General features: G+C 34.0%; 26 protein-coding genes. 14 read left to right on the top strand and 12 right to left on the bottom strand.

Annotated features, from left to right (window positions below):
• The first annotated feature begins 10 nt into the window (after positions 1–10).
• From CXF54_RS01795 to CXF54_RS01760, 8 genes are all read left to right on the top strand, one after another.
• Positions 11–1,138 carry an NAD(P)/FAD-dependent oxidoreductase gene (locus CXF54_RS01795; protein WP_101202248.1) on the top strand — a complete coding sequence of 376 codons (1,128 nt, stop codon included), beginning with the start codon at positions 11–13 and terminating at the stop codon, positions 1,136–1,138.
• Positions 1,135–1,848: a methyltransferase domain-containing protein gene (locus CXF54_RS01790; protein WP_101202202.1), complete on the top strand. Its 714-nt coding sequence runs from the start codon at positions 1,135–1,137 to the stop codon at positions 1,846–1,848. The genes CXF54_RS01795 and CXF54_RS01790 overlap by 4 nt, the downstream gene beginning before the upstream one ends.
• Before the next feature lies 1 nt (position 1,849).
• Positions 1,850–2,902 (top strand): type III polyketide synthase, encoded by a 1,053-nt coding sequence (locus CXF54_RS01785; RefSeq protein WP_101202201.1) that lies wholly within the window; start codon positions 1,850–1,852, stop codon positions 2,900–2,902.
• Positions 2,903–3,033: 131 nt separating this feature from the next.
• On the top strand, positions 3,034–3,831 hold the full coding sequence (locus tag CXF54_RS01780; protein WP_101202200.1) for an SDR family oxidoreductase: 798 nt from the start codon (positions 3,034–3,036) through the stop codon (positions 3,829–3,831).
• 2 nt (positions 3,832–3,833) lie between these two features.
• On the top strand, positions 3,834–4,274 hold the full coding sequence (locus CXF54_RS01775; RefSeq protein WP_101202199.1) for a 3-hydroxyacyl-ACP dehydratase FabZ family protein: 441 nt from the start codon (positions 3,834–3,836) through the stop codon (positions 4,272–4,274).
• A gap of 60 nt (positions 4,275–4,334) precedes the next feature.
• A complete protein-coding gene (locus CXF54_RS01770; RefSeq protein WP_101202198.1) occupies positions 4,335–5,606 on the top strand; it encodes a beta-ketoacyl-[acyl-carrier-protein] synthase family protein in 1,272 nt (423 codons plus the stop codon).
• A 3-nt stretch (positions 5,607–5,609) separates the two neighbouring features.
• Positions 5,610–5,864 (top strand): acyl carrier protein, encoded by a 255-nt coding sequence (locus CXF54_RS01765; RefSeq protein WP_101202197.1) that lies wholly within the window; start codon positions 5,610–5,612, stop codon positions 5,862–5,864.
• Entirely contained in the window at positions 5,861–6,418 is a 558-nt protein-coding gene (locus CXF54_RS01760) for a 4'-phosphopantetheinyl transferase superfamily protein (protein ID WP_101202196.1), read from the top strand. The genes CXF54_RS01765 and CXF54_RS01760 overlap by 4 nt, the downstream gene beginning before the upstream one ends.
• On the opposite strand, the gene CXF54_RS01755 is transcribed toward CXF54_RS01760, so the two are convergent.
• The 11 genes from CXF54_RS01755 to CXF54_RS01705 form a co-directional block, all read right to left on the bottom strand.
• Positions 6,408–7,319, bottom strand: coding sequence for an ABC transporter ATP-binding protein (locus tag CXF54_RS01755; protein ID WP_101202195.1), 912 nt, complete (start codon positions 7,317–7,319; stop codon positions 6,408–6,410). The genes CXF54_RS01760 and CXF54_RS01755 overlap by 11 nt on opposite strands.
• A gap of 70 nt (positions 7,320–7,389) precedes the next feature.
• Positions 7,390–8,838: a TolC family protein gene (locus CXF54_RS01750; protein WP_101202194.1), complete on the bottom strand. Its 1,449-nt coding sequence runs from the start codon at positions 8,836–8,838 to the stop codon at positions 7,390–7,392.
• Positions 8,831–12,082 carry an efflux RND transporter permease subunit gene (locus tag CXF54_RS01745; RefSeq protein WP_101202193.1) on the bottom strand — a complete coding sequence of 1,084 codons (3,252 nt, stop codon included), beginning with the start codon at positions 12,080–12,082 and terminating at the stop codon, positions 8,831–8,833. The genes CXF54_RS01750 and CXF54_RS01745 overlap by 8 nt, the downstream gene beginning before the upstream one ends.
• A 25-nt stretch (positions 12,083–12,107) precedes the next feature.
• Positions 12,108–13,190, bottom strand: coding sequence for an efflux RND transporter periplasmic adaptor subunit (locus CXF54_RS01740; protein WP_101202192.1), 1,083 nt, complete (start codon positions 13,188–13,190; stop codon positions 12,108–12,110).
• Positions 13,191–13,339: 149 nt separating this feature from the next.
• Entirely contained in the window at positions 13,340–13,750 is a 411-nt protein-coding gene (locus CXF54_RS01735) for a hypothetical protein (RefSeq protein WP_101202191.1), read from the bottom strand.
• 141 nt (positions 13,751–13,891) lie between these two features.
• Positions 13,892–15,148 carry a hypothetical protein gene (locus CXF54_RS01730; protein WP_101202190.1) on the bottom strand — a complete coding sequence of 419 codons (1,257 nt, stop codon included), beginning with the start codon at positions 15,146–15,148 and terminating at the stop codon, positions 13,892–13,894.
• Positions 15,149–15,250: 102 nt separating this feature from the next.
• Entirely contained in the window at positions 15,251–17,422 is a 2,172-nt protein-coding gene (locus CXF54_RS01725) for a prolyl oligopeptidase family serine peptidase (RefSeq protein ID WP_101202189.1), read from the bottom strand.
• A gap of 127 nt (positions 17,423–17,549) precedes the next feature.
• Complete coding sequence (locus CXF54_RS01720; protein ID WP_101202188.1) at positions 17,550–18,539, bottom strand: aspartate-semialdehyde dehydrogenase; 990 nt, start codon at positions 18,537–18,539, stop codon at positions 17,550–17,552.
• Between the two features lie 149 nt (positions 18,540–18,688).
• A complete protein-coding gene (mscL, locus tag CXF54_RS01715; RefSeq protein ID WP_101202187.1) occupies positions 18,689–19,090 on the bottom strand; it encodes a large conductance mechanosensitive channel protein MscL in 402 nt (133 codons plus the stop codon).
• Positions 19,091–19,185: 95 nt separating this feature from the next.
• Entirely contained in the window at positions 19,186–20,292 is a 1,107-nt protein-coding gene (alr, locus tag CXF54_RS01710) for an alanine racemase (protein ID WP_101202186.1), read from the bottom strand.
• Positions 20,285–20,932, bottom strand: a complete 648-nt coding sequence (locus CXF54_RS01705) for a thymidine kinase (RefSeq protein WP_090836931.1) — start codon at positions 20,930–20,932, stop codon at positions 20,285–20,287. Before CXF54_RS01705 ends, alr begins: the two co-directional genes overlap by 8 nt.
• A gap of 120 nt (positions 20,933–21,052) precedes the next feature.
• Here CXF54_RS01705 and CXF54_RS01700 point away from each other — a divergent pair, with 120 nt between their 5' ends.
• From CXF54_RS01700 to CXF54_RS01685, 4 genes are read left to right on the top strand one after another with little or no spacing between them, the layout of a single operon-like run.
• Entirely contained in the window at positions 21,053–21,784 is a 732-nt protein-coding gene (locus tag CXF54_RS01700) for a hypothetical protein (protein WP_101202185.1), read from the top strand.
• A gap of 50 nt (positions 21,785–21,834) precedes the next feature.
• On the top strand, positions 21,835–22,218 hold the full coding sequence (locus tag CXF54_RS01695) for a DoxX family protein (RefSeq protein ID WP_090836927.1): 384 nt from the start codon (positions 21,835–21,837) through the stop codon (positions 22,216–22,218).
• 24 nt (positions 22,219–22,242) lie between these two features.
• Positions 22,243–22,917: a 16S rRNA (cytidine(1402)-2'-O)-methyltransferase gene (gene rsmI, locus CXF54_RS01690; protein ID WP_101202184.1), complete on the top strand. Its 675-nt coding sequence runs from the start codon at positions 22,243–22,245 to the stop codon at positions 22,915–22,917.
• A gap of 21 nt (positions 22,918–22,938) precedes the next feature.
• On the top strand, positions 22,939–23,289 hold the full coding sequence (locus CXF54_RS01685; protein WP_101202183.1) for a HopJ type III effector protein: 351 nt from the start codon (positions 22,939–22,941) through the stop codon (positions 23,287–23,289).
• Positions 23,290–23,352: 63 nt separating this feature from the next.
• Here CXF54_RS01685 and CXF54_RS01680 read toward each other — a convergent pair whose 3' ends face one another.
• Positions 23,353–23,943, bottom strand: a complete 591-nt coding sequence (locus tag CXF54_RS01680; protein ID WP_090836920.1) for a carboxymuconolactone decarboxylase family protein — start codon at positions 23,941–23,943, stop codon at positions 23,353–23,355.
• A gap of 60 nt (positions 23,944–24,003) precedes the next feature.
• Here CXF54_RS01680 and CXF54_RS01675 point away from each other — a divergent pair, with 60 nt between their 5' ends.
• Both CXF54_RS01675 and recJ read left to right on the top strand, forming a co-directional pair.
• Positions 24,004–24,423 (top strand): OsmC family protein, encoded by a 420-nt coding sequence (locus CXF54_RS01675; RefSeq protein WP_101202182.1) that lies wholly within the window; start codon positions 24,004–24,006, stop codon positions 24,421–24,423.
• Positions 24,424–24,470: 47 nt separating this feature from the next.
• Complete coding sequence (gene recJ / locus CXF54_RS01670) at positions 24,471–26,162, top strand: single-stranded-DNA-specific exonuclease RecJ (protein WP_101202181.1); 1,692 nt, start codon at positions 24,471–24,473, stop codon at positions 26,160–26,162.

Genomic DNA, 26,162 nt, shown 5'->3' with positions numbered 1-26,162 from the left:
GTTGAATATAATTCCCTCAAATTTTGATGTTATTATTATTGGTGGAGGATTAGCAGGTCTTAGTAGTGCTATCCATTTATCAAAAAATAAGCATAGTGTTTTGGTTATCGAAAAAAACGAGTATCCAAAACATAAGGTTTGTGGCGAGTATATTTCTAACGAAGTCTTACCTTATTTAAACTTTCTGGGAGTAGACGTTTTTAAACTAGGCGCAAAAAGGATTGATAAATTTGAACTATCTACACCTAAAAACAAGCTTGTAAAGGCCAATTTGCCTCTTGGTGGTTTTGGTATTAGTCGCTATTGTTTAGATAACCAATTGGCAAAAGTTGCATTAGCAAATCAGGCTACCATTACTCAAGATACTGTAGAAAATGTAACGTTTGCTAATGATGTGTTTTCGGTTGAAACTAAATCAAATAAGTATACTTCAAAAATAGTGATTGGTGCTTATGGCAAACGTGCTAATTTGGATGTTAAGCTCAATCGTAATTTCATTAAAAACAAATCCCCTTTTTTAGCAGTTAAAACACATTTAAAAGGCGTTTTTCCTGAAAACTTAGTGGCGCTTCATAATTTTGAAGGTGGTTATTGTGGGATCTCAAAAGTAGAAGACGATAGTATAAATGTATGCTACATCACCAATTTTGAGGCTTTTAAAAAGTATAAAGATATTGACGAGTTTCAGCGAAAAGTGCTTTATAAAAATACCGCTTTAAAATCAGTATTTGAAAACACAACTTCAGTTTTTGAAACGCCTTTAACTATTAGTCAGATTTCTTTCGAAACCAAAAACCCTATAGAAAACCATATGTTAATGTGTGGCGATACTGCAGGAATGATTCATCCTTTATGTGGTAACGGAATGAGCATGGCAATACGCAGTGCACAAATGGCATCACTATTAATTATTCAATTTTTTAATGGTGCAATAAAGGACAGAAAAGGATTAGAAAAACAGTATCTTAGAGAATGGAATACCGAGTTTAAATCGCGATTAACAACAGGTCATATTGTAGCAAAGCTATTTAGTTACAACAAATTGGCTGAGGTTTTAATACGTATCGTAAAAACAATACCAAGTATTTTGCCACAAATTATTAAGCGTACACACGGTAAAACAATGACAATTAAATGAGTGTTTTAGTAAATACAAAATATAGAAGTGAAGCAGAAGAAATAATGGACGATTTGGATTATAATGGTCCAATACTTCATGATGCATTAGATAAATTAGCCAAAATTAATCAATGGTTAGGCGGAAACATTGTGACTATTAATGGCTTAAAAAAAGCACTTAAAAACCATAATAAATCAGAAGCTATAACAATCATTGATTTGGGGTGTGGAGGAGGAGATATATTAAGAGAAATATCACTTTTTGGAAAGAAAAACAACTATAATTTTAAACTAATAGGGATTGATGCAAACCCTCATACAGTTAATTATGCTAATTTATTATCGCAAAAATACGATAACGTAAGTTTTGAAGCAATAGATATATTTTCAGATCAGTTCAATAACTTAGAGTACGACTTAGTATTAACCACTTTATTTTTGCATCATTTTAAAGAGGATCAATTGGTTTCGTTTTTAAAACCTGTGTTGCAAAAAGCAAAATTAGGTATAGTGGTTAATGATTTACACAGACATAAATTAGCCTATTATCTGTTTAAACTGTTATGTACAACTATCAAGAACAAAACAATAGTGGAAGATGGACTAACCTCTGTTTTAAGAGGATTCAAAAGGGAAGAGTTGACAACTATTTCAAAACAAATAAATGCAAATTATCAGATCCAATGGAAGTGGGCGTTTCGTTTTCAATGGATTTTGAAGCAACAATAATATGAGCGTAAAAATAACAGCAGTAGCCAAACAACTTCCAAAGTACACTAGAGAAACTAAGGATATTATTCCTTTTTTAAAACTTTGGATGACTGGTCAAGACGACCGTTTTCAGCGTAAAGTTATCAAACTTTTTGAAGGCGCAGGTGTTGACAAGCGCTACTCTATAATGGATGCAGAAGAAGTTTTTACAAATACATCTTTTCAAGAAAAAAATGATATTTACGCTCGTGAAGTAGTAAAATTAGCAGAGCAATCTTTGGTAAAAGCATTAGATAAAGCAGCGCTAAAACCAACTGATATTGATTATATAATTACAGTAAGTTGCACAGGTATTATGATTCCTTCTGTAGATGCTTATTTGATAAATAATCTAAAGATGAAGCAGGATATTGTTAGGTTACCTGTTACGGAAATGGGATGTGCAGCAGGTGTTTCAGGTATTATTTACGCCAAGAATTTTCTAAAAGCAAATCCTAATAAACGTGCAGCTGTCATTGCGGTTGAGTCGCCAACAGCAACGTTTCAGCTAGATGATTTTTCAATGGTTAATATAGTTAGTGCTGCCATTTTTGGAGATGGTGCGGCAAGTGTTATTTTATCGTCTTATGAAGATGAAGTAGGACCAAAAATAGTAGATGAAGCCATGTATCATTTTTATGATGCAGAGACCATGATGGGTTTTAAATTGGTAAATACAGGTTTGCAAATGATTTTAGATAAGGCTGTTCCTGAAACCATTTCAGAACATTTCCCTATGATTGTCCATCCGTTTTTAGAACGTAATAACATTACAGTTGAAGATATTGATCATCTTATTTTTCATCCAGGAGGGAAAAAAATAGTGCAAACTGTAGAAGATTTATTTGGATCCTTAGGGAAGAATATAGACGACACAAAAGAAGTTTTGCGACTTTACGGAAACATGAGCAGCGCTACTGTTTTGTATGTTTTAGAACGCTTTATGGATAGACCATTACCAAAAGGCGATAGAGGATTAATGTTGAGTTTTGGACCTGGTTTTTCAGCACAACGTATATTATTAGAATGGTAATTATAAAGACAAATGGTAGTTGCTATGTCATGCTGAGCTTGTCGAAGTCTCTTAATGCTATCAACATATTTTAAAATATAACGTCACACTGAGCGCAGTCGAAGTGTCTTTTAAAACAGGATTTATTAGTTATGACAAAAGATTTTCAACATAAAAACTATTGGGCACTCATTTTAGGAGGTTCAAGCGGATTGGGTTTAGCTACAGCAAAAAAGCTAGCTAAACATGGTATGAATATTTGTATTATTCACAGAAATTCAAGAACTCAGGAAGCCGAAATTAACAGCAATTTTGATATAATAAAAGCAGAAGGAGTACAGTTTAAATCGTTTAATGTTGATGCTTTTAAGCAAGAAAAAAGAATGCAAATTATTTCTGAATTAAAAGTAATTTTAGGCTCAGAAGGAAAAATAAGAACATTAGTACACAGCGTTGCTAAAGGCAATTTAAAACCAATGTTGGATGACCAAAAACCGACACTTCAAACTGACGATTTCAATTTAACAATAAACGCTATGGCTATTAGTTTGTTTGATTGGACTAAAGCTATTTTTGAAACCGAATTATTCGCAGAAGATTCAAGAATCATAAGTTTTACAAGTGAAGGCAATACAAAAGCATGGAAAAATTACGCAGCAGTTTCTGCAGCAAAAGTAACATTAGAAGCCATTACTAGAAATATTGCTTTAGAGTTTGCACCTTATGGTATTAGAGCCAATTGCATCCAAGCAGGAGTAACAGATACAGCGTCTTTACGTATGATTCCTGGAAGTGATAAAATTAAAGAACACAGTTTACTTCGTAATCCATTTAACAGATTAACATTACCGGAAGATGTTGCAAATGCAGTGTATTTGTTATCTAAAGATGAAGCTAGCTGGATCAATGGTTGTGTAATCCCTGTAGATGGAGGCGAACATATTAGTTAAAAATGACGAAAGAAAAAATCATATTACTATTACCGTATCAAGAACCATTTTTATTCGTGGATGAATTAAACACGATTTCCAATGAAGGTGTAACGGGAAGTTATACTTTTAAAAAGGACGAGTATTTCTACAAAGGACATTTTAAAGACAATCCAATTACGCCAGGCGTGATCTTGACGGAATGTATGGCGCAAATAGGTGTAGTATGTTTGGGTATTTATATGTTGAAGGATGAAATTTCGGAAGATAATAAACCTCAAATAGCTTTAACGTCAAGTCAAGTAGATTTCTTTTTACCTGTTTTTCCAGGCGAAACAGTGACTGTAGTTTCAGAAAAAGAAGTCTTTCGTTTCAATAAATTGAAATGTAAAGTAAAAATGTTTAATCAGAAAAATGAATTGGTTTGTAGAGGACAGATCTCAGGAATGCTGAAAGCAGAATAATACCAATTGTAAACGAAAGATCAAATTTAGTTTGTCGAGGTGTATTTTAATTAATAAAGTATGAAAAACAGAGTCGTAATAACAGGTTTAGGAGTCGTTGCACCAAATGGAGTAGGTGTCGACGCATTTACTAAGGCTATAAAAAATGGTATATCCGGAATTACTTTTCATCAGCAATTAGCAGATTTAAATTTTTCATGTTGTATTGGTGGAATTCCTAATATTTCCGAAGAAAAAAAGTTAGAATACTTAACACCTTTACAATTAAGAGGCTTTAATAGTTCTGGTATTTTATATGGTTGCATTGCAGGAATGGATGCTTGGAAAGATGCTGGTTTTGAAGTTGATCCTAATAGTGATTTATACTTTGATTCGGGTACTGTTTTTGGGACAGGAACCTCAGGAGTAGACAAGTTTAGAGAGGCTATTTATAAATTGGATGACAAGCAGGTAAAGCGATTAGGAAGTACAGTTGTGGTACAGACTATGGCTAGTGGAATTAGTGCTTTTTTAGGCGGAATTTTGGGCTTAGGTAACCAAGTAACTACAAACTCATCTGCATGTACCACAGGTACAGAAGCTATTTTAATGGGTTATGAACGTATTAAAAACGGACAAGCAAAACGCATGTTGGTTGGTAGTTGTAGTGACGACGGACCCTATATTTGGGGAGGATTTGACGCTATGCGAGTGATGACATATAAGCATAATGAAACTCCAAAAGAAGGCTCTAGACCAATGAGTGAAACCGCAAGTGGTTTTGTGCCAGGCGCAGGTGCAGGTGCTCTAGTTTTAGAGTCTTTAGAAAGTGCTTTAAAAAGAAAGGCGACTATTTATGCTGAAATTTTAGGCGGAAATATAAACTCTGGAGGACAACGTGATGGAGGAACAATGACTGCTCCAAATGCTAAAGCTGTGCAACGTTGCATACAAGATGCGGTTAGAGATTCGGGCATTTTAGCCGAAGATATTGACACTATAAATGGGCATTTAACAGCGACTTCAAAAGACAGTTTGGAAATCGAAAATTGGACAAAAGCATTAGGTAGAAGCGGAACAGGTTTTCCGTATATAAATTCTTTAAAAGCGATGGTTGGTCATTGTTTGGCAGCTTCGGGTAGTATAGAAAGTGTCGCTACTGTATTGCAATTAAAACACCAATTTGTGTTTCCTAATATTAATTGCGAGGACGTGCACCCTGAAATATCTGCACTAATTTCTGAAGAAAAAATTGTAAAACATACTATTAATACAAGCCTTAATATTGCAGCAAAAGCCAGTTTTGGTTTTGGTGATGTTAATGGTTGTGTGATTTTTAAAAAATATAATTAGACTATGACTAAAGAAGAACTTATCGCGAAACTAAAAACTATTGTACAACCTTATATTCAAAACGAAGACGCTTTTAATAATTTATCTGTAGCGACTGATTTTATAAATGATCTTAAAATAAATTCAGCAAATTTAGTAGATGTTATTCTGGATGTAGAAGACGAATTTGATATTAGAATAGAAAACGACGACATGGAAAAAATGACGTCCGTAAAAGCAGCAATGGATATTGTAAACGAAAAATTAGCAGCAAAATGATAGGCAATGATATTGTCGATTTAAAACAAGCTGCTAAAGATAGTAATTGGAAACGTCCACGTTTTTTAGATAAAATTTTTACGCCAAGAGAGCAGCAATTAATTTGGTCTGCTAAAGATCAAGACCAAATGGTTTGGCTACTTTGGAGCATGAAAGAAGCTGCGTATAAAGTAAATGTACAACAGTTTGGGACACGGTTTTTTAATCCAAAACGTTTGGAATGTACTTTACTGTCTAATTTTAAAGGAGAGGTAATTATTGAAGACAATCGTTATTTTATAGAATCTACAATTACTGAAGATTTTATTTATTCTATTGCGTTAATAGCGTCTGATAAAAGTTATAAAAGTGAATGGTTTTTAGATCATAGTCAAGACTATGGCGCACAGAGTAAATGCCTAAAAAGGAGCTTTTTAAAAACTTTAAATTTAGATGAAGTAACTATTATTAAAAACAATATTGGTGTGCCTAAACTACAGCATAACAGTGACTTGTTAGATGCCTCTTTTTCGTTGACACATCATGGTGCTTTTAGTGGTTATGCTATCTTGTGATTTCTAAATACTGAGTAGTATTTTTTTCTAAGTTTGTTTTACTCTCAAAAAACACAACATCATCATCTAATAAGGCTTCAATTAAGTAATAGTGTCCTTTAAAATAAGCGTGTATTACTGTAGCTTTAAGCTCAGAATTGGTCACCATTTTTAATTGATGTGCGTATATTATAGCATCACCAATAATATTAAACTCGCCAAAAAACGAAGCTATTACTGGTGCTTCTGGATTTTTAAATAAATTTTCTGGGCTATCATTAACAACAATTTTGTTGTCGTACAAAACAATCATTCTGTCTGCAAAACCTAAAACATCTTCTCTGTCATGTGTTGCAACAACACATGTAATGTTTTTGTCTTTTAAATATCTAAAGACATTACGTCTAAGTGATTGTTTTTGGAAGTTGTCAATATGACTAAAAGGCTCGTCTAATAAAATAATTTCTGGCTGTTTTGCCAATGCACGTGCTAATGCTACACGCTGTTTTTGACCACCACTTAAGGTTTTTACTTTTGTTTTAGCAAGTTCAGTAAGTTCTACAACTTCTAGTAACTCTGCAGTACGTTCTTTTTTTTCTTCTGGAAAAAAATTAGAAAGGTGTTTACCAATGTTTTCTTCAACAGTTATAAAAGGCATTAAGTCAAATTCTTGACTTACGTATTTCATAAAGTCGTAACCTACAACTAAATTATATTTTGGTCCCAAAACTTGTTCATCCTTCCAAAAAATCTGACCTTGATTTAAGTCGGATTCGCCAAAAATAAGATTTAATAGTGTGCTTTTTCCTGAGCCACTTTCTCCTATAATGGCTACGTTTTCACCTTGTTTAGCAGTAAAAGAAAGGTTTTTTAAAACAGGTGTTTTATTATAAGAAAAGGTAAGATTTTTAACTGTCAGCATAAGACAAAAATAATATAAAAAAACCGCTCAATTACTTGAGCGGTTTTTAAATTTAAAAAAACATGACAATTTAATTCCAACCGCCACCTAAAGCCTGATATAGTTTTACGTTAGCTAATAACTGGTCCCTTTTAGTTTCTATAATTTCAATTTTAGAATCTAAAGCTTCTCTTTGGGTTAGCAACACTTCTGTGTATTCTGCTCTAGCAGATTTAAATAACCTAAGCGATAAGTCTATAGATTCTGCAAGTGCTTGCACTTGATCTTCTTTAAGCTGGTAGCTTTTTTTAAGATTATCCACATTAGACAACTGATTTGTAACTTCAATAAACGCATTTAAAATGGTTTTTTCATATTCAAAAAGAGCTTGCAATTGTTGGTCAGTTGCATTTTTATATTCTGCCTTTATCGCATTTCTGTTAATTAATGGCGCTACAATATCGCCCACTAAATTGTAAAGTAAAGATTCAGGTGTGCTTGTCAAAAATTTAGGTTTAAAAGCTTCTAATCCTACACCAGCTTTAAGACCGATAGAAGGATAAAAATTAGCTTTTGCAACACTCACGTTTAGTTTAGAGGCAGACAACTCGTACTCTGCTTGTCTAATATCTGTACGATTAGCTAAAAGTTGAGCTGGAATTCCTGCAGATATACTATCAACCGTTTTTGTAATAAAATTGCTAGAACTTCTAGTTATTGTTTGTGGGTAACGTCCAACTAAAAAGTTAATTAAATTTTCTGTCTCAACTATTTTTTGCTGAATTTTAAACTTGCTGCTTTGGTTTTTATAAACATCCGCTTCAAAACGTCTTACAGCTAATAAAGTAGCTCTAGCTGCCTCTTTTTGGAGTTTCACCATTTTTAATGCTTGTTGCTGGATCTCTAAGTTTTCTTCAATAATTTCTAATTGATTATCTAAAGCCATAAGCTCGTAATACGAGCTTGCAATTTCTGTAACCAGTTGCGTTACCATAAAATGTTGACCTTCAATAGTCGCTAGATATTCTAAAACTGCTGCTTTTTTACCATTGCGAAGTTTTTTCCAAACATCAAGTTCCCAAGAGGCAGAAAGCCCGATTGAAAAATTAGTTAAAGGCTCCGGGAATTCTTCACCTTCACGGATATTTAAGTGTTTTTCTACTGCACCACTCCTAGTGTATTCACCAACTTTTTCAACTTCAGCTCCAGCGTAAACACCAACAAAAGGGAGGTATTCTCCTTTTTTAGCTTTTATTTCGTTTTTAGCTATATCCACTTGCTGTAACATAATGTTTAGCTCCTGATTATTAACTAAAGCGCTATCTATTAACGCGACTAAATTAGGATCTTTGAAAAAATCTTTCCATTGCATATTGGCCGTATTTGTCGTGTCTTCTGACTGACTTTTATACTGCTCAGGAACGGTCTTGTTTTCTGCTCTAACAATTCTGGTAGGTGCACAAGAATACAAGAATAGTATTGTTAAAACACCTATTACGAAACGTTTTCTGATCTTTATATGTTTTTTAAAATTATTCATCTTTGTTTCTTTTGCTTAGTTTTTTAAATAGACTTTTCAATTTGCTTATTTGTTCGGTATTTTCTTTTGTTTGTTTACCAGCAGATTCACTATTTCTAATAAATTCTTCAGATAATGGCTCATGAGACTCATCTTTAATAAGACTTTTTCCTTCAGCCATTTTAGCAAAAATGTAGTATAAGCCAGGGATAATTAAAACACCACCAAGGGTTCCAATAAGCATTCCTCCTAAAGCAGAACTACCAATGGTTTTATTGGCAATAGCACCTGCTCCGGATGCTACTATTAACGGAATTAATCCAGCGATAAAGGCAAAGGACGTCATTAAAATAGGTCTAAATCTGGCTCTAGAACCTTCAATAGCTGCTTCCAGAATTGTAGCACCTTCACGTTGTTTTTGTACTGCAAATTCGACAATTAGTACTGCGTTTTTACCAAGTAATCCGACCAGCATGATGACTCCAATTTGTGCATAAACATCGTTAGCTAACCCCATTGATTTTAACAGGAAGAATGACCCGAAAACACCCACAGGTAGTGATAATATTACTGCAAATGGTAATAAAAAACTCTCGTATTGTGCGGCTAAAACAAAGTACACAAATATTAGTACTACTATAAAAATATAAGTGGATTCGTTACCTCTACTTGCTTCGTCATAAGACAGTCCTTCCCAAGCAATATCATAACCTCTAGGAAGTTCTTTAGCAGCAACTTCCTTAATGGCATTAATGGCATCTCCACTTGTAAATCCTGAAGCTGGTAAGCCTCTAATGGATGCTGAGTTGTAAAGATTATATCTTGTAATCTCATTAGGTCCTAGTTTTTTAGTGATGGTCATAAATGCAGAATATGGTACCATTTCTCCTTCTTCATTTTTAACAAAAAGCTTTTCAAGATCGGATGGTAAGCGTCTATATTCTGGTCCTGCTTGTGTGTAAACCTTAAAGAATCTACCAAAACGAATAAAACCTTGCTCGTAAGTACTACCAATTAAAATATTCAAATTTTCCATTGCTTTGCTAATGGTTACCCCTTTTTGCATAGCAATCTTGTTGTTTATTTTTAATTGATATTGTGGGTAATTTGCAGAGAAAAAGGTAAACAAACCTGTAAGCTCTTTACGTTTAGATAGAGCTTCTATAAAGTTGTTGTTAATCTCTTCAAAATGATGATAATCCGTTGAATTCGTTTTGTCTAATAGACGCATGGCAAACCCTCCAGAAGATCCAAATCCAGGAACAGCAGGTGGTTCAAAATATTCGATAACCGCACCTAAATCTTTAGTCTCTTCTTCTAGTTCTTCCATGATTTCGTGCACGGTATGCTCACGGTCTGACCAAGATTTAAGATTAATTAAACAGGTTCCGGCATTAGATCCACGACCCTCCGTCATGATTTCGTAACCGGCTAAAGAGGATACTGATTCTACACCTTCTGTTTCTTCACATATTTTCTGAAGTTTTTTAGCGACTTCGTTTGTGCGTTCTAACGTTGCACCTGGCGGTGTCTGAATAATAGCGTAAATCATACCTTGATCCTCATTAGGTATAAATCCTGCTGGTAATAGTTTGTTGGTAAAATAAATACCGGCACAAAAAGCAGCTAATATTCCAAAGGTTATTACGCGTCTTGCTACAATTTTATTAAGTATTTTGACATACCTACCTGTTAGTTTTTCAAAACCATTATTAAACCAGTTGATAAATTTATCTATTGGTGATTTTTTAGTTTTTCCATGGTTGTTTTTAAGTAACATGGCACATAATACAGGTGTTAGTGTTAATGCAACAATTGCTGAAATAACAATAGCACCAGCCATAGTAATAGAGAATTGACGATAGAAAACACCTACAGGCCCCGTCATAAATGAAATAGGAATAAAAACAGAAACCATCACCAAAGTAATTGCGACAATAGCGCCTCCAATTTCACCCAACACTTCATACGATGCTTTGTAGGGGGTGAGATGTTCTTCTTCCATTTTAACATGGACGGCTTCCACGACGACAATAGCATTATCGACGACAATACCAATAGCTAGTACTAATGCAAACAATGTTATTAAGTTGATGGACAATCCAAATAATTGCATTACAAAAAAGGCTCCAATTAAAGATACGGGTACGGCTATAATCGGGATTAATGTAGAACGCCAATCCCCTAAAAATAGAAATACTACAATAGCAACTAAGATAAAAGCATCCCTAAGGGTGTGTAATACTTGTTCTATAGACGCATCTAAAAAGTTAGACACATCATAACTAATTTGAAAGTCTACATCCGGTGGTAGTTCTACTTCTAATTCTGCTAATTTTACTTTTACAGCATCTATTACATCGCTACCGTTACTTCCAAACGTTTGTTTTAATACTATTGACGCGGAAGGTTTTCCGTCTAAGTTGGAGTAGATATCAAAAAACTCACTTCCTAGATTAACCTCTGCAATATCTTTTAATTGAATGATTTCTCCTTCTTTATTGGCACGGATTATAATCTCTTCGTATTGTTCTGGTTCGTTATAGCGGTCTTCATAAGTTAGTACATATTCTAAAGATTGTGCAGTCATACCAGAACTACGTCCTAGTCGTCCAGGTCTAGCTAAAATACTTTGCTCCTCCATGGCTTCTAATACTTCTTCTGCAGAAATATTATACGCACGCATACGGTCTGGTTTTAGCCAAACTCTCATGGCGTATTTTCTGCTTCCTAAAATTTGAGCGCTTGCAATCCCTTTAATACGTTGTATTTCTGGTATAACCTTAGTGTAAGCATAGTTATATAAAAACTTTTCATCATTATTTTTATCTGTGCTAGATAGGTTAACGTACATTAACATACTAGGTTGGACTGGGGATATAATAACGCCTTCACGTTGTACCAATTCTGGTAATAGTGGCATTACTTGATCCACACGTGTTTTTACTCGGACAACAGCTTCGTTTGGATCTGTCCCAGGTTCAAAAATAACACGAATGGTTGCTTCTCCGGCACTGGTTGCATCGGACGCGATATAGCGCATATCTTGTACACCATTAATGGCTGTTTCTAATGGGATTAATGTCGAATTAACTAATACTTCAGAACTAGAACCAGGATAAGCGATAAAGATATTTACCGTTGTTGGTGCTATTTGTGGGAACTGAGATATAGGAAGTTGCTTGATGGCAAGTCCCCCTATAAATAGAATGATAACCGAAATGACAATAGCCAAAACGGGTCTTTTTATAAATTGTTTAAACATGTCTTTTGTAGATTAAATTCTAAAATTATTCAGCGTATAAGTCTAACTCAGACATTACTTTGTTTGGCTCTAAAAATTTGGTTTCTATTTCTTCATTGTTTTTAACCATTCTGATACCTTCTAGTAAGATAGTATCGTTTTCAGATAGTCCTTTACTAACAATAAATAGATGTGGTAACTCTGCACCAATAGTAATTTCTTTTTGTTTTACGATATGGTCTTGATCTACTATAAAAACATAGGTTTTATCTAAGACTTGAAACGTTGCTTTTTGAGGAATAATAATAACGTCTTTAAAAGGTACTGCCATTAATACGCTACCTGTTTCGCCATGTCTTAGGACTCCATCTGGATTTGGAAACGTGGCTCTAAAAGCAATATTTCCTGTTTCGCTGTTAAACTCTCCTTCAATAGTTTCAACAATTCCTTTTTGGTTGAATTGTTTGTTGTTAGCCATTAGTAAGCCAACTTCTTTTTTAGTGTCTTTATCGGCGCTAGTAATATAGTCTAGGTATTCTGCTTCAGGGACATTAAAATAGACCCACATTTGACTATTATCAGACAATGTTGTAAGTAATTCGCCTTCATCTAAAAGGCTCCCTTCTCTTGCTTCTAAATGGTCCATGATACCATCAAAAGGCGCTGTAATTCTAGTAAAACCTAAATGTGTTTGTGCTAAAGTTACTTCAGCATTAGCTTTATCTAAATTAGCATTTGCCATGGCTAATTCGTTTTGAGAAACGACATTACCATCCGCCAATAATTTCGTGTTTTGAAACTCAATTTTGGCAGCGTCAGATTCGGCTTTAGCCTTCTGTAATTCGGCTTGATAAATATTTGGCATTATTTGGAACATGGCTTGTCCCTTTTTAACATGTTGCCCTTCGTCTACAGAGATGCTTTTTAGATAACCTCTTTCTAAGGCTCTTAATTCGATATGTCTAATAGAATGTATTTGACTAACATAATCTTTAGTTATAGTGGTGTCTTTTTTAATAGGATTGGTAACAAGAAAAGCAACGTGTTCTTTCTTTTCTTCTTTTTTAGTTTCGCAACTTGTATGAATTAGACATGCGAATAAACCCATGAAAATGAAGATTTTTTTCATAATTTTTTATTTAAAATAAATTGGTAAAATAAAATGTGATTGCAGCAAGTCATTGCCAATACGGCACAAGACAGGCTGTTTGTGTTATATTATTTTTTTTGAAATATGTAATAAACCAATAAAAATTAGTCTATAATAGAAAGAAAAAATCAGATTATAAAGACTTCTAATCTAACATGAAGTTTTGTCGAAGGTTGACAAACGATATAGGTGAAACTGTTAGCTTCTTTTTGAAGTTTAGAAGATAAATCACTTAATAATTGAGTATGAAACAGTTTTGAAATATAACTACTAAAAGAGTTAATAGTCGTGCTACTAACGGTTTCTTCGTTTTCTGCTTCTTCGGCTTCGGTATAATCGAAAAACCATTCTGCTGTTTCGTTTTGTTGAATTGTAAAATTAGATATAGTACCTAAGTTGGCATCTACTGAAGCTTTATTTTCATGATTACCAGCTAAAGCATAGTCCGCATCAATTGCAGTATCTGCATGTGCGTTAGTTAGTCCTGTCAATAGCAAGAGTGCTAATAAGGGTAAATATTTAGTGACTATTTTGTTCATTTACGAGTGCAAAACTAGAGTAATTGATTATTACTACCAAACTAAAGATTGCTTTTTAAGTCTTCTTTAAGAAGAAAAATAATGTATTAAAAAAGTCGCTCTGATTTAGAGCGACTCTTTAATTTAAAATTAGTTTTATGACTATTCTATAACAATATTACTGTTATACATTTTATAAGAACCATCCGCTTGTTTGACGCAAGCCTTATATTCTCCTTTGTAAACTTTAAAGATTATTTCTTCACCATCATTAGTAATAATAGTGTTATTTCCGTCTCCAAAATGACGAAGTGTTTTTACATCATTTTCGTAAATGTAAATTTCTGGCTTTATTTTAGAGTCTAAAGATGCAATACCAGACTTAACATTTGGAACAAAATTTTGAATCTCTATTTTAGAATAGTTTATTGGGTCTTTAGATTTGTAAGTGTATTTTCCTGCAGGTAGTGTAATTAAATATGCACTATTTGGTGTTACAGCAACAGTTACTAAGTTGTCTGAATTTTCTAATGAATTAGAGCTCTCAAAACGACTAAATATCGTTTTGTAATTTGAAGTCCAAGTATCAAAGAATCCAGTGTTTTCTTTAACTAATTCAAAATAGGTTTTAGCAGCGTTTATGTCTTTTTTTAATAAACTTGCAGAAGTTAAATTGGCGTAAATAACGCGATTTTTTATCTTGTCTTTAACTTTTTTTCCAAAATCAACATTTAATTGAGCGGTCCAAAAAGCAATAGCTTTATCTAGTGCTTCCGTATCGTTACTGTTAGCAACAATGGCATCTATTAAAGGTTTAGAAGACGTGTTAAAACTTTCTGCAGCACCGTCCTTTGTTTTTTTAAACAATCCAAATGGCACTTTTAGGTCTGCACTACCTGAGAATAAATGCTCATATTCTTTAAGTAAATCCTGTACGTGTTCTGTAACAATAAGTGCTTTTGTTATGTTTCTTGTATCTCTGTTTACTATACTGTATTCGCTTTTTGCTGCGGATACATTCTTTTCTACAGTTTCTTTAATGTTCAAGAGTAGTTTGTTTTCTTTATTTAACACCATGATATTGTATGTGCCTTGTAAAACAATTAATCCTGGACTAGATTTTAATTGGTTACCAGAAAAACCAACAATTACCTGTAAGTCTGCATTTTCAGTAACACGCTCTAACCCACTTAGGTTTATGCCTTCTGTATTGGATGCTATTGTTGGATTTGCTTCAGTAGCAGTATAATTCCAGTATTTTCCATCATCTTGAATGGTGTAGCTATACGTTTTAGTGTTTTTTAGAATCTCTGGTTGCTCAAAAGTAGCTTTAACGTCTTGCGTTTTAACATCCGCTTTTTGAGCTGTTGCAGTTAGTGAGGCAAAAGCAACACATGCTAGTAAAAGTATTTTTTTCATAAGTTTAAATGTTGGGGAATTGTTATGGTTGAAATAAAAAATAGCAGCAAACGGTTAATCTATTTTGCTAACCACTTGCTGCTATTTTTTTAAGTAATATTATTAGTCTTTAAAATCTTCGATTTCTGTTGGTAAAACATCAAATCCCATATTAAAAAGTGTAAAACCATAGATGTCCGCATATTGCTCTATTGTTTTACTTACAGGTGTTCCGGCACCGTGACCAGCATCAGTTTCGATACGTATTAACGTTGGATTGCTTCCTGTTTGCTTGTCTTGTAATTGGGCAGCAAATTTAAAACTATGCGCCGGTACAACTCTGTCATCGTGATCACCTGTGGTTACCATAGTTGCAGGGTATTCTACACCTTCTTTTACATTATGTACAGGAGAGTACCCCATTAAATAATCAAACATTTCTTTGCTGTCTTCTGCTGTTCCGTAGTCATAAGCCCAACCTGCTCCTGCAGTAAAAGTATGATAACGTAACATGTCTAAAACACCAACTGCAGGTAAAGCAACCTTCATTAAATCTGGACGTTGCGTCATCGTTGCACCAACTAATAACCCACCGTTTGATCCACCACGGATTGCTAAATAGTCTGATGAGGTATATTTTTGATCAATAAGGTATTCCGCAGCAGCGATAAAATCGTCAAAAACATTTTGTTTTTTTAATTGCGTTCCTGCATCATGCCAAGCTTTTCCGTATTCTCCACCACCACGTAAATTTGGTACAGCATAAATACCACCTTGTTCCATCCAAACCGCATTAGCGATGCTAAAACTAGGCGTTAAACTAACGTTGAAACCACCATAACCATAAAGAATAGTTGGGTTTTTACCATTAAGCTCTAATCCTTTTTTGTGTGTGATTATCATTGGTACTTTTGTACCGTCTTTTGAAGCATAAAAAACTTGCTTGCTCTCGTAATTTTCAGGATTAAAATCGATGTCTGGTTTACGGAATAATTCTGAAGTTCCGTTTTCTATATCGTATTTGTAAATGCTTCCTGGAGTTACATAATTTGTAAACGAATAGTATAATTCTTTTTCTTCTTTTTTAGCACCAAAACCAGCTGCGCTTCCTACACCTGGTAATTTAACTTCTCTAACCAATTTACCATCGTAATCATATTGCATTACTTTAGATACGGCGTCAACCATATATTCAGTAAAAAAGTATCCGCCAGCTGTTGATGGACTTAACACATTTTTAGTTTCTGGTATAAAATCTACCCAGTTTTCTGGAGTAGGATTAGACGCGTCAACTGTAACTATTTTTTTATTTGGCGCGTTAAGGTTTGTTACTAAAAATAATTTTGACCCTTCATTAACTAATACATAGGTGTCGTTATCGGTATTACCAATAATCTCCACTAGTTTAGAATTAGGTTGCGTTAAATCTTTGATATATAATTTGTTTCCTGAGGTAGAAACACGAGGAGAAATTATTAAGTAACGGTCGTCTTCTGTTACTGACCCGTAAATGTATCTGTGTTTTTCTGAAGCTTTACCTCCAAAAATTAATTGATCTTCTTTTTGAGGTGTTCCTAATTTGTGATAGTAAACTTTGTGTTGGTCTGTTTTTGCAGACAGCTCACTACCTTTAGGCTTGTCGTAACTAGAGTAGTAAAAGCCTTCGTTTTTATACCAAGACATCCCACTAAATTTAATATCGACTAAAGTGTCTTCGACAATTTTTTTAGATTCGATATCCATAACTAATATTTTTCGCCAATCGCTACCTCCTTCAGAGATGGCGTAGGCTAAAACGCTACCGTTTTTAGAAAAACTTGTCCCACCTAAAGAGATGGTTCCGTCTTCTTTAAAAGTATTTGGGTCTAAAAATACTGTTGCTGTACTTGGGTCTTCACCGGTTTTGTATCTATAGATAACATATTGGTTTTGTAATCCATCGTTTTTATAAAAATAAGTGTAATCTCCTTCTTTAAAAGGAGCACCAATTTTCTCGTAATTCCATAGTTTTTCAAGACGCTGTTTAAGTGCTTTTCTGTACGGTATATTGTCTAAGTATGAGTGTGTCGCCTTGTTTTCTGCTTTTACCCAAGCTTCCGTTTCAGCACTTTTATCATCTTCTAACCATCGGTATGGGTCTTTTACATCCGTTCCAAAATAATTGGTTACTGTATCTGCTTTTTTAGTATCAGGATAGTCAACGACTATATCTCTTTTTACTGCTTGTTGTTTTTTTTCTTCTTTACACGACATAATTATGGAAAGGGTTAATAGGCAAAGTGCTATTTTTTTCATGTTATAAATACGTTTTGGTTGCGACTATAAATTTAAACAAAAAAGTGCTTGTTTAAAATAAACAAGCACTTTTTAAGATTTCAAGCGTTACGCTATAATAGATAGCAGTACGCTTTTTGGTTTTATATTAAACCAATTTGTTTTTTACTAAATATTCTGCAATTTGGACTGTGTTTGTTGCAGCGCCTTTACGAAGGTTGTCACTTACAATCCACATGTTAATTGTGTTTGCTTGAGATAAATCACGTCTAATACGACCAACAAAAACATCGTCTTTACCATTAGCATATAAAGGCATTGGGTATGTATTTACGTCTGTATTGTCTTGTACAACTACACCGTCTGTTTGGCTAAGTAATTCCCTAACTTCTGTTAAGTCAAAGTCGTTTTCAAAAGCAATATTTACAGACTCACTATGTCCACCGGCAGTAGGTATTCTTACCGCAGTTGCTGTTACCGCTATAGTATTATCGTTTAATATTTTTTGAGTTTCGTTTACTAGTTTTAATTCTTCTTTAGTATAACCATTGTCTTCAAAGACATCGCAATGCGGAATTGCATTTTTAAAGATAGGATAGTGGTATGCCATTTCTCCATCAATTCCGGCTAATTCGTTTTCTAATTGTTGTACTGCTTTTACACCTGTACCAGAAATAGATTGGTAAGTTGAAACAACAATACGTTTGATTTTGTATTTTTTATGAAGCGGAGCCAAACACATTACCATTTGTATGGTAGAGCAATTTGGGTTTGCTATAATTTTATCTGATGTAGTTAATTGATCCGCATTAATTTCTGGAACAATTAATTTTTTGCTTTGATCCATTCTCCACGCAGAAGAATTATCAATAACGGTAGTACCAACTTCCGCAAATTTTGGAGCCCACTCTAAAGACGTGTTTCCTCCTGCCGAAAATAAAGCAATATCAGGCTTAGCATTTACGGCATCTTGTAAGCTTACAATGGTATAATCTTTACCATTAAATGAGATAGATTTACCTACAGAACGTTCTGATGCTACAGGAATAAATTCTGAAATAGGAAACTGTCTTTCTTCTAGTACTTTACGCATTACTTCTCCAACCATTCCGGTTGCTCCAACTACTGCTACTCTCATTTTTACTATTAATTTAATTAAGGTTTAAAATTAGGGTATTTAAGTAAAGAAAGAATATAAAATGTATTAATTTTTTCGTAAAAATTAGGCATAAAAAAAACCGATTTTAAATATAAAATCGGTTTTTGATACTAATAATAGAATTTAGATTACTTTTTTAAAGCGTCTCTGATTTCCATTAATAATTCGTTGTCAGTTGGTCCTGCTGGTGCAGCAGCCTCAACTGGCTTCTTAGTTTTATTGTAAGCTTTAACCATTAAGAACATTACAAAACCAACAATTAGTAAGTTAATTATAGCGTTAACCCATGCACCGTAACGGATACTGTTAGCCGCTTTTTCTACTGTTCCGTCAGCAGCTAATACTGCAGGGTCTAATTGGTAAGCTAAGTTAGCGAAGTCCATTCCTCCTGCAAAATGACCTACAATAGGCATAATGATGTCTCCAACAAAACCGTTAATTACAAGTCCTATTGCTCCAGCCATAATAACAGCAACCGCAAATTCAACTACGTTTCCTGTCATGATAAAATTCTTAAATTCTTTAAGCATAATTTTTAATTTTAAATGTTAGTTAATATTTATTATTTCGAATTTAGTTAATTTTTTAACATAAACAGGAAAAAACAGGTCGGTTGGGTACTAACTTATCGACAAATTACGCGTTTTACTCGCTGAGATACCGCAGTAAGCAATTCGTATGAGATAGAATTGGCGTTTTCTGCTAAAGTATCTACAGTGTGATTTGTATCAAAAATGACGACTTGATCACCTTCTTTACAGTCTATATTTGTGACATCTACCATAATCATGTCCATACAAACGTTACCTAATATGTATGCTTTTTGATTATTAATAGTCACAAAACCATGTCCATTACCATATTGTCTATTAATACCATCTGCATGGCCAATAGGTAATGTTGCTGTTTTTGTATCTTTTGCTGCTGTATAGGCTCTATTATATCCTAGGCTCTCGCCTTGTTTTATATGATGTATTTGAGATATAATTGTTTTTAAAGATGCAATAGGTTTTAGGTGTTTATTAAATCGGGGATCGTTTCCAAAACCATAAAGACCAATTCCGCTTCTAACCATATCAAAATGTGCTTCAGGATAATTTAATAGTCCTGATGTATTACATAGGTGTAGGAAAGGTTTGTAATCTAAATAACGATATACTTTTTTATAGATAGCTGTAAAACCTTCTATTTGCTTTAAAGTAAAATCTGGGTGCTCCACTTCTTCGCTTTCTGCTAAATGAGAAAATAGACTTTTTACTTTTATAGTTTCAGTTTTAGATAGTGCTTCTGAAATTTCAGTAATATCTTGATCTGCAAAACCAAGCCTGTTTAGGCCTGTATTAAATTTTAAATGAACAGGGTAGTTACTTTGTTTATGTGTTTCAGCGCAAGCGATAAAAAGATCCAATAAACGTTTGGAGTATAAACTTGGTTCCAAGCAGCGCTCAATAATGGTGTCAAAACTAATCGGAAGAGGGTGTAGCACTAAAATTGGGGTTGTTACACCAGCATCGCGAAGTGCAACGCCTTCATAGGTATAAGCAACCGCAAAGTAATCAACATCTAATGTTTCTAGATATTTAGCGACCTCTTCAGCATCACTACCGTAAGCAAATGCTTTTACTACTGCCAGAAATTTTGTGTTTCCTGATAGTTTAGATTTTAAATACTCAAAATTATGTTTTAGGGCATTTAAATCTATTTCTAAAACGGTTTCTTGAGCGTTAACCATTTGTTGTTTTAGGTTTTTGATCTACTTGTTGTGCATCCTGAACAGTTATGTCTTTTATTTTTTCTCGCATGGTTGCTTTGTAATAAGCAGCTCTAGACAGTGGCTCATACTCTTCAGTTTCACCTAATAAAACTAAGTTGTCATTAGCAGATTTTCTAAAACTATATTGTGCAAGGTTTCCTGTTCTAGTGCATACCGCATGTACTTTTGTAACATACTCTGCAGTCGCCATTAAATTAGGCATTGGTCCAAAGGGGTTTCCTTTAAAATCCATATCTAGTCCGGCAACAATCACACGAATTCCTTTGTTTGCTAGGTCATTACATACTCTAACAATTTCGTCATCAAAAAACTGAGCTTCGTCAATACCAACCACATCGCAACCGTCTGCTAATATTGGAATATTGGCAGCAGCGGGTACGGGAGTCGATCTGATCTCGTTAGAATCGTGAGAGACAACCATCTCTTCGTCATAACGTGTATCGATTGCTGGTTTAAAAATTTCAACTTTTTGTTTAGCAAATTGAGCACGTTTAAGCCTACGGATTAACTCTTCTGTTTTACCAGAAAACATTGATCCACAGATGACTTCAATCCATCCAAATTGTTCTTTTTGATTTACTGTATTTTCGAGAAACATTTTGTAAATTTAGCACTAAAACGTAATGTGTTTACGTTTTGTATAAAGGTGGGTCAAATTTATTAAAAATCAAAAGGCTAACTTGCAATAAATTCAAAAATTATAAAAAAAAATAAAACCATGAAGAAGAAATTAGAATCAGAATTAATGAGTATAGCACATAGGATTCTAAAGCTAGGTGGTAAAGAGGATGTTAACCAAATGCATGCTGAGGTTGCTGCTTTGTATGAAAAATTAACTGTTTTGAAGTTTGCAAGCGAAAATTTAGACGACGCTTTGCCAACTATAGGAAATGACTCCTCGTTTTTTGATATGTTAGACTCTGCTTTTAATAATAAGGTAAGCGATAATATTGAAGTTGATAATAAAACCTACATTAACTTAGATGATGATGAAGATGATGCTATAATGGAGCCATTAATGGAGAAAATTAAGGATATGGTTGCTCAAATGCCGGACGAAACCCATCAGGTGGACGATTTGCTTGCTTCAGTTTTACCAAAGGAAAACTATAGTAAAAACGATTTTGAAGATATCACTGCTGGATTTGATGATATTCCTGTTTTTGAACCGGTAGCAAAGTCTGATGCTAATGAGAAAAAGAGTTTAAACGATAGATTGAAATCTGGATTAAATATAGGTTTAAATGATAAGTTAGCTTTTATCAAACATTTGTTTGATGGAGAAGTTGACGACTATAACAGAGTGTTATCACAATTAAACACATCGTCTTCTTTAGAAGAAGCAAGTAATTTAATTAATAATGTGGTTAAGCCAGATTATAATAATTGGGAAGGTAAAGAAGATTACGAAATCCGCTTTATGGCAATTATTGGTGCTAGATTTGAGTAGTCTGGTTGCAAGTATCTGCTTAAAATAATTAAAAATCACACAATAATTACATGAAACAAACATCTATAAAAAACATATTATATTGGGTTAGTACAATTTTGGTTTGCGCCATGTTTTTGTACTCGGCTCAAATGTACTTTTTCAATACAGCAATGATAGAAGGCTATTTTAAAAGTTTAAATTATCCGACTTATATTGTAATTCCTTTAGCTATTATTAAAGTTTTAGGTGTTGTCATGATTTTATGGCGTAAAAGTGCTTGGCTAACAGAATGGGCTTATGCAGGCTTTTTCTTTGATGTCATATTAGCTACTGTTGCGCATTACAATGCAGGACATGGTCTTTTTGGGATGTCTTTTTATACTATTTTTATAGTGTTAGTGTCTTATTTTTTGGGTAAAGATGTGCGTCAAAAAAACAAATTAATAGTTTAAATTTGAGCTCTAATTAATCGAGAAATGAGTAAATTATACATAGTTCCAACGCCAATTGGAAACCTTAAGGATATGACATTTAGAGCTGTAGAGGTTTTAAAGGACGTCGATTTAATTTTAGCAGAAGACACACGTACCTCTGGGAAGTTATTAAAACACTACCAAATCGGTACGCAAATGCAAAGCCACCATATGCATAACGAGCATAAAACGGTGGATAATTTGGTGCAAAAATTAAAGGCAGGAACAACCATTGCTCTAATAAGTGATGCAGGTACGCCAGCCATTTCTGATCCAGGATTTTTACTAACTAGAGCGTGTATAGAACATGGTATTGAGGTAGATTGCCTTCCAGGGGCAACTGCTTTTGTACCCGCATTAGTAAATAGTGGTTTTCCAAATGATAAATTTATTTTTGAAGGTTTTTTACCCGTAAAAAAAGGACGCCAAACAAGATTAAAACTATTAGCCGAAGAGACCAGAACCATCATTTTTTACGAAAGTCCGCATAAGTTAATCAAAACCTTAGGTCATTTCTGTGAGTATTTTGGAGAAGACAGACCCGTCTCTGTTTCTAGAGAATTAACTAAATTATACGAGGAAACGATTCGTGGAACCGCAAAAGAGGTTTTAGAACATTACACTAATAAACCACCTAAAGGGGAAATTGTAATTGTGGTAGGCGGAAAAAGTAAATAGTAAATAGATTAAAGCATAACGATGACTATAACAGCGTTTAAATTCAAATTAAAAAACACACCAAATACAATCGCTTTCGCGGAAACGATGCAAGTAGTAGACACGTATTTTGATTTTACACCAACAGCTTTTACAAATGGTTTGGTGCAAAATGCTGAAGGAGAAAATTCGGGATCATGTAAAGTGTTTGCTTTTGCAAAAACAGAAGCTTTATCTAAAACCGAAACCTTGGCCTGTTTTGGGCAGTATTATTTTGATGAGGTTTTAAACGATCCCAACGGAACAGGTCATCAAAATATCAGAAACTTTATGATAACAGGTTTTGAAGGGTTGCATTTTAATAAAAATCCGTTAACTAAAAAGACTATTTAATAAAAAAAACCTCACTATTTCTAGTAAGGTTTTTGATATATAATAATTATAAATAAGCTTTAATTATACGTGTTTTCCAACTTCAAAACCGTGTTTGCCTAAGTATTGGTTTCCGCTATCAATAGCATCTTCTTCTAAGGTTGTTCCCATACTATCATTCCATCTGTTTAAGTATCCAAACAAAGAGATTACACCAAGCATTTCTACAATTTCTCCCTCATCCCAATGGTCGTGTAAACGTGTTTTAATGTCGCCATCAACAGCATTTGGTACTTGACTAGCAGCTAAGCTAAAATCTAAAGCAGCACGCTCTGCATCATTAAAAGCAGGGTGTGTTCTGTATTCCCAGATGTTATCTAATTGCTCTTGTTCTGCTCCATAACGCTCGGCAGCTCTAATGGCGTGTGCTTGACAATAACGACAACCTGTAGCATTACTGCTTACCCATGCAATCATTCTTTTTAAAGCTGAGGTTACACGACCTTCATTAGCCATAACCGCTTTGTTTAAATTGATAAAGGCTTTACTAATAGCAGGTCTACGTTGCATGGTTAAAACCGAATTTGGACAAAATCCAAGGGTCTCGTTAAAGAATGTTGCCAGTTCTTTAGTTTCTAAATCGTGATCTGCTGTTAAAGGTGTTATTAAAGGCATTGTTTTTTGTTTTTAAGTAGTATTTTTGATTGATATCAATAAACGAAAAAATATTCAATTATGTCGCATAAAATTACAACCAATTGGAAAGGAAACATGTTATTCGATTCTGATAACCCAAGTGGTCACCATGTTTTAATGGATACAGATGTAGAAGGTAAAGCGCGTGAAGGATTATCTCCTAAAGCCTTAATGCTATCATCCTTAGCGGGTTGTTCTGGATTAGACGTTGTGTCTATTTTAGATAAAATGAAAATTAATACCTATGATTTAAAAATGGAAGTTGAAGGTTTGTTAACTGACGAGCATCCTAAATATTATCATACCGTAATTTTAGATTATCATTTTACTGGCCAGGATTTAAATGAAGAAAAAATAAATAGAGCAGTACAATTATCAGTTGAAAAATACTGTGGTGTTATGGAGATGTTTAGACGATTTGCGGAAGTTAAAACTAATGTGCATTTTCATAATAAGTAATATTATTTACTTAGAAAAGAGTCTAATTTTTATTCTAAATCCACTACATGCGCTGGACCTTAAAACCAAAACCCAATCCTGAAACTGTTAATGCTTTAGCAGATAGTTTACAAATTGATGCACCCATTGCGTCTCTTTTAGTACAGCGTGGCATTGAAAATTTTGAGGATGCTAAATCTTTTTTTAGACCTAGCTTAGACCATTTGCATGATCCGTATTTAATGAAGGATATGGATAAAGCTGTGGTTAGAATACAGCACGCTATTGCTAATAATGAAAATATATTGGTATATGGCGATTATGATGTAGATGGCACAACTTCTGTAGCATTGATGTCATCGTATTTAAAAACAAAAACACCTTTAGTTGCGACTTATATTCCTGATAGGTATGGCGAAGGTTACGGGGTTTCTTATAAAGGAATTGACTTTGCGGAAGACAATGATTTTGGTCTTATTATAGCATTAGATTGTGGAGTAAAGGCGGTAGACAAAGTCGCTTATGCGAAAGAAAAAAACATAGATTTTATAATTTGTGATCACCACAGACCAGGAGCAGTTGTGCCAGATGCTGTCGCTGTTTTAGATCCTAAGCAAGCCGATTGTAATTACCCTTATAAAGAGTTATGTGGTTGTGGTGTTGGATTTAAATTAATCCAAGCCTTAGCAGGAAAAGATGGTGAAACTATTGCCGATTTACTGCCATATTTAGATTTAGTAGCCACAGCAATTGGTGCTGATATTGTTCCCATTACTGGGGAAAATAGGATTTTGGCATACCACGGATTAAAAGTGGTTAATCAAAAATCGAGAGCTGGATTTAGAGCTATTATCAATCAGCTTAAAAAAGACACGTTAACTATTACGGATGTTGTGTTTACTATTGCGCCACGTATTAATGCCGCAGGGCGAATGAAACATGGACAATATGCGGTAGATTTATTAACTGAAGTTGATTTTGCTACAGCGGTGACTTATGCTGAAGAAATAGAAGAGTTTAATACAGACCGACGCGATACGGATAAAACCATTACGGTTGAAGCGTTAGCACAAATTATAGAAAACAAAGAGGAACAAAGACTAACTTCTGTAGTGTATCAAGAAGATTGGCACAAAGGGGTTATTGGTATTGTGGCCTCAAGATTAATAGAGACGTATTACAGACCAACATTAGTGTTTACTAAAAGTGGAGACAAATTAGCAGCTTCTGCAAGATCCGTTTCTGGGTTTGATGTTTATAATGCCTTAGAGGCTTGTAGTGAGCATATCGAACAGTTTGGAGGTCATATGTATGCTGCAGGTTTAACGCTTAAAGAAGAAAACTATGACGCCTTTAAACAAGCGTTTGAAGATGAGGTTTCCAAAACCATAGATAAAAATTTATTAACACCAGAAATTAAAATTGATACCACTTTAGAACTAAGTGCTATTGACGATAAATTTTGGCGTATTGTTAAACAGTTTGCACCTTTTGGACCTGGAAACATGACACCTATTTTTATGTCAGAAGATTTAAAAGACACTGGTTATGGAAAATGTGTAGGAGAAGACGATAAGCATATTAGATGCACAGTGACGCAATCTGGTAGAGAAAAATTTGTGTGTATTGGTTTTAATTTAGGCGATAAATTAAACCTTATAAAAGATAGAAAACGTTTTAAAGCGGTCTATTCTGTAGACGAAAATCATTGGCAAGGCAATGTGTCTTTGCAATTAAAATTAAGAGATTTAAAAGAGTAA

The organism is Olleya sp. 1-3, assembly GCF_002836085.1.
Classification (GTDB): Bacteria; Bacteroidota; Bacteroidia; order Flavobacteriales; family Flavobacteriaceae; genus Olleya; species Olleya namhaensis.
Note: the sequence above shows the minus strand (reverse complement) of the source record. Positions and strands in the feature narration are given on the sequence as shown.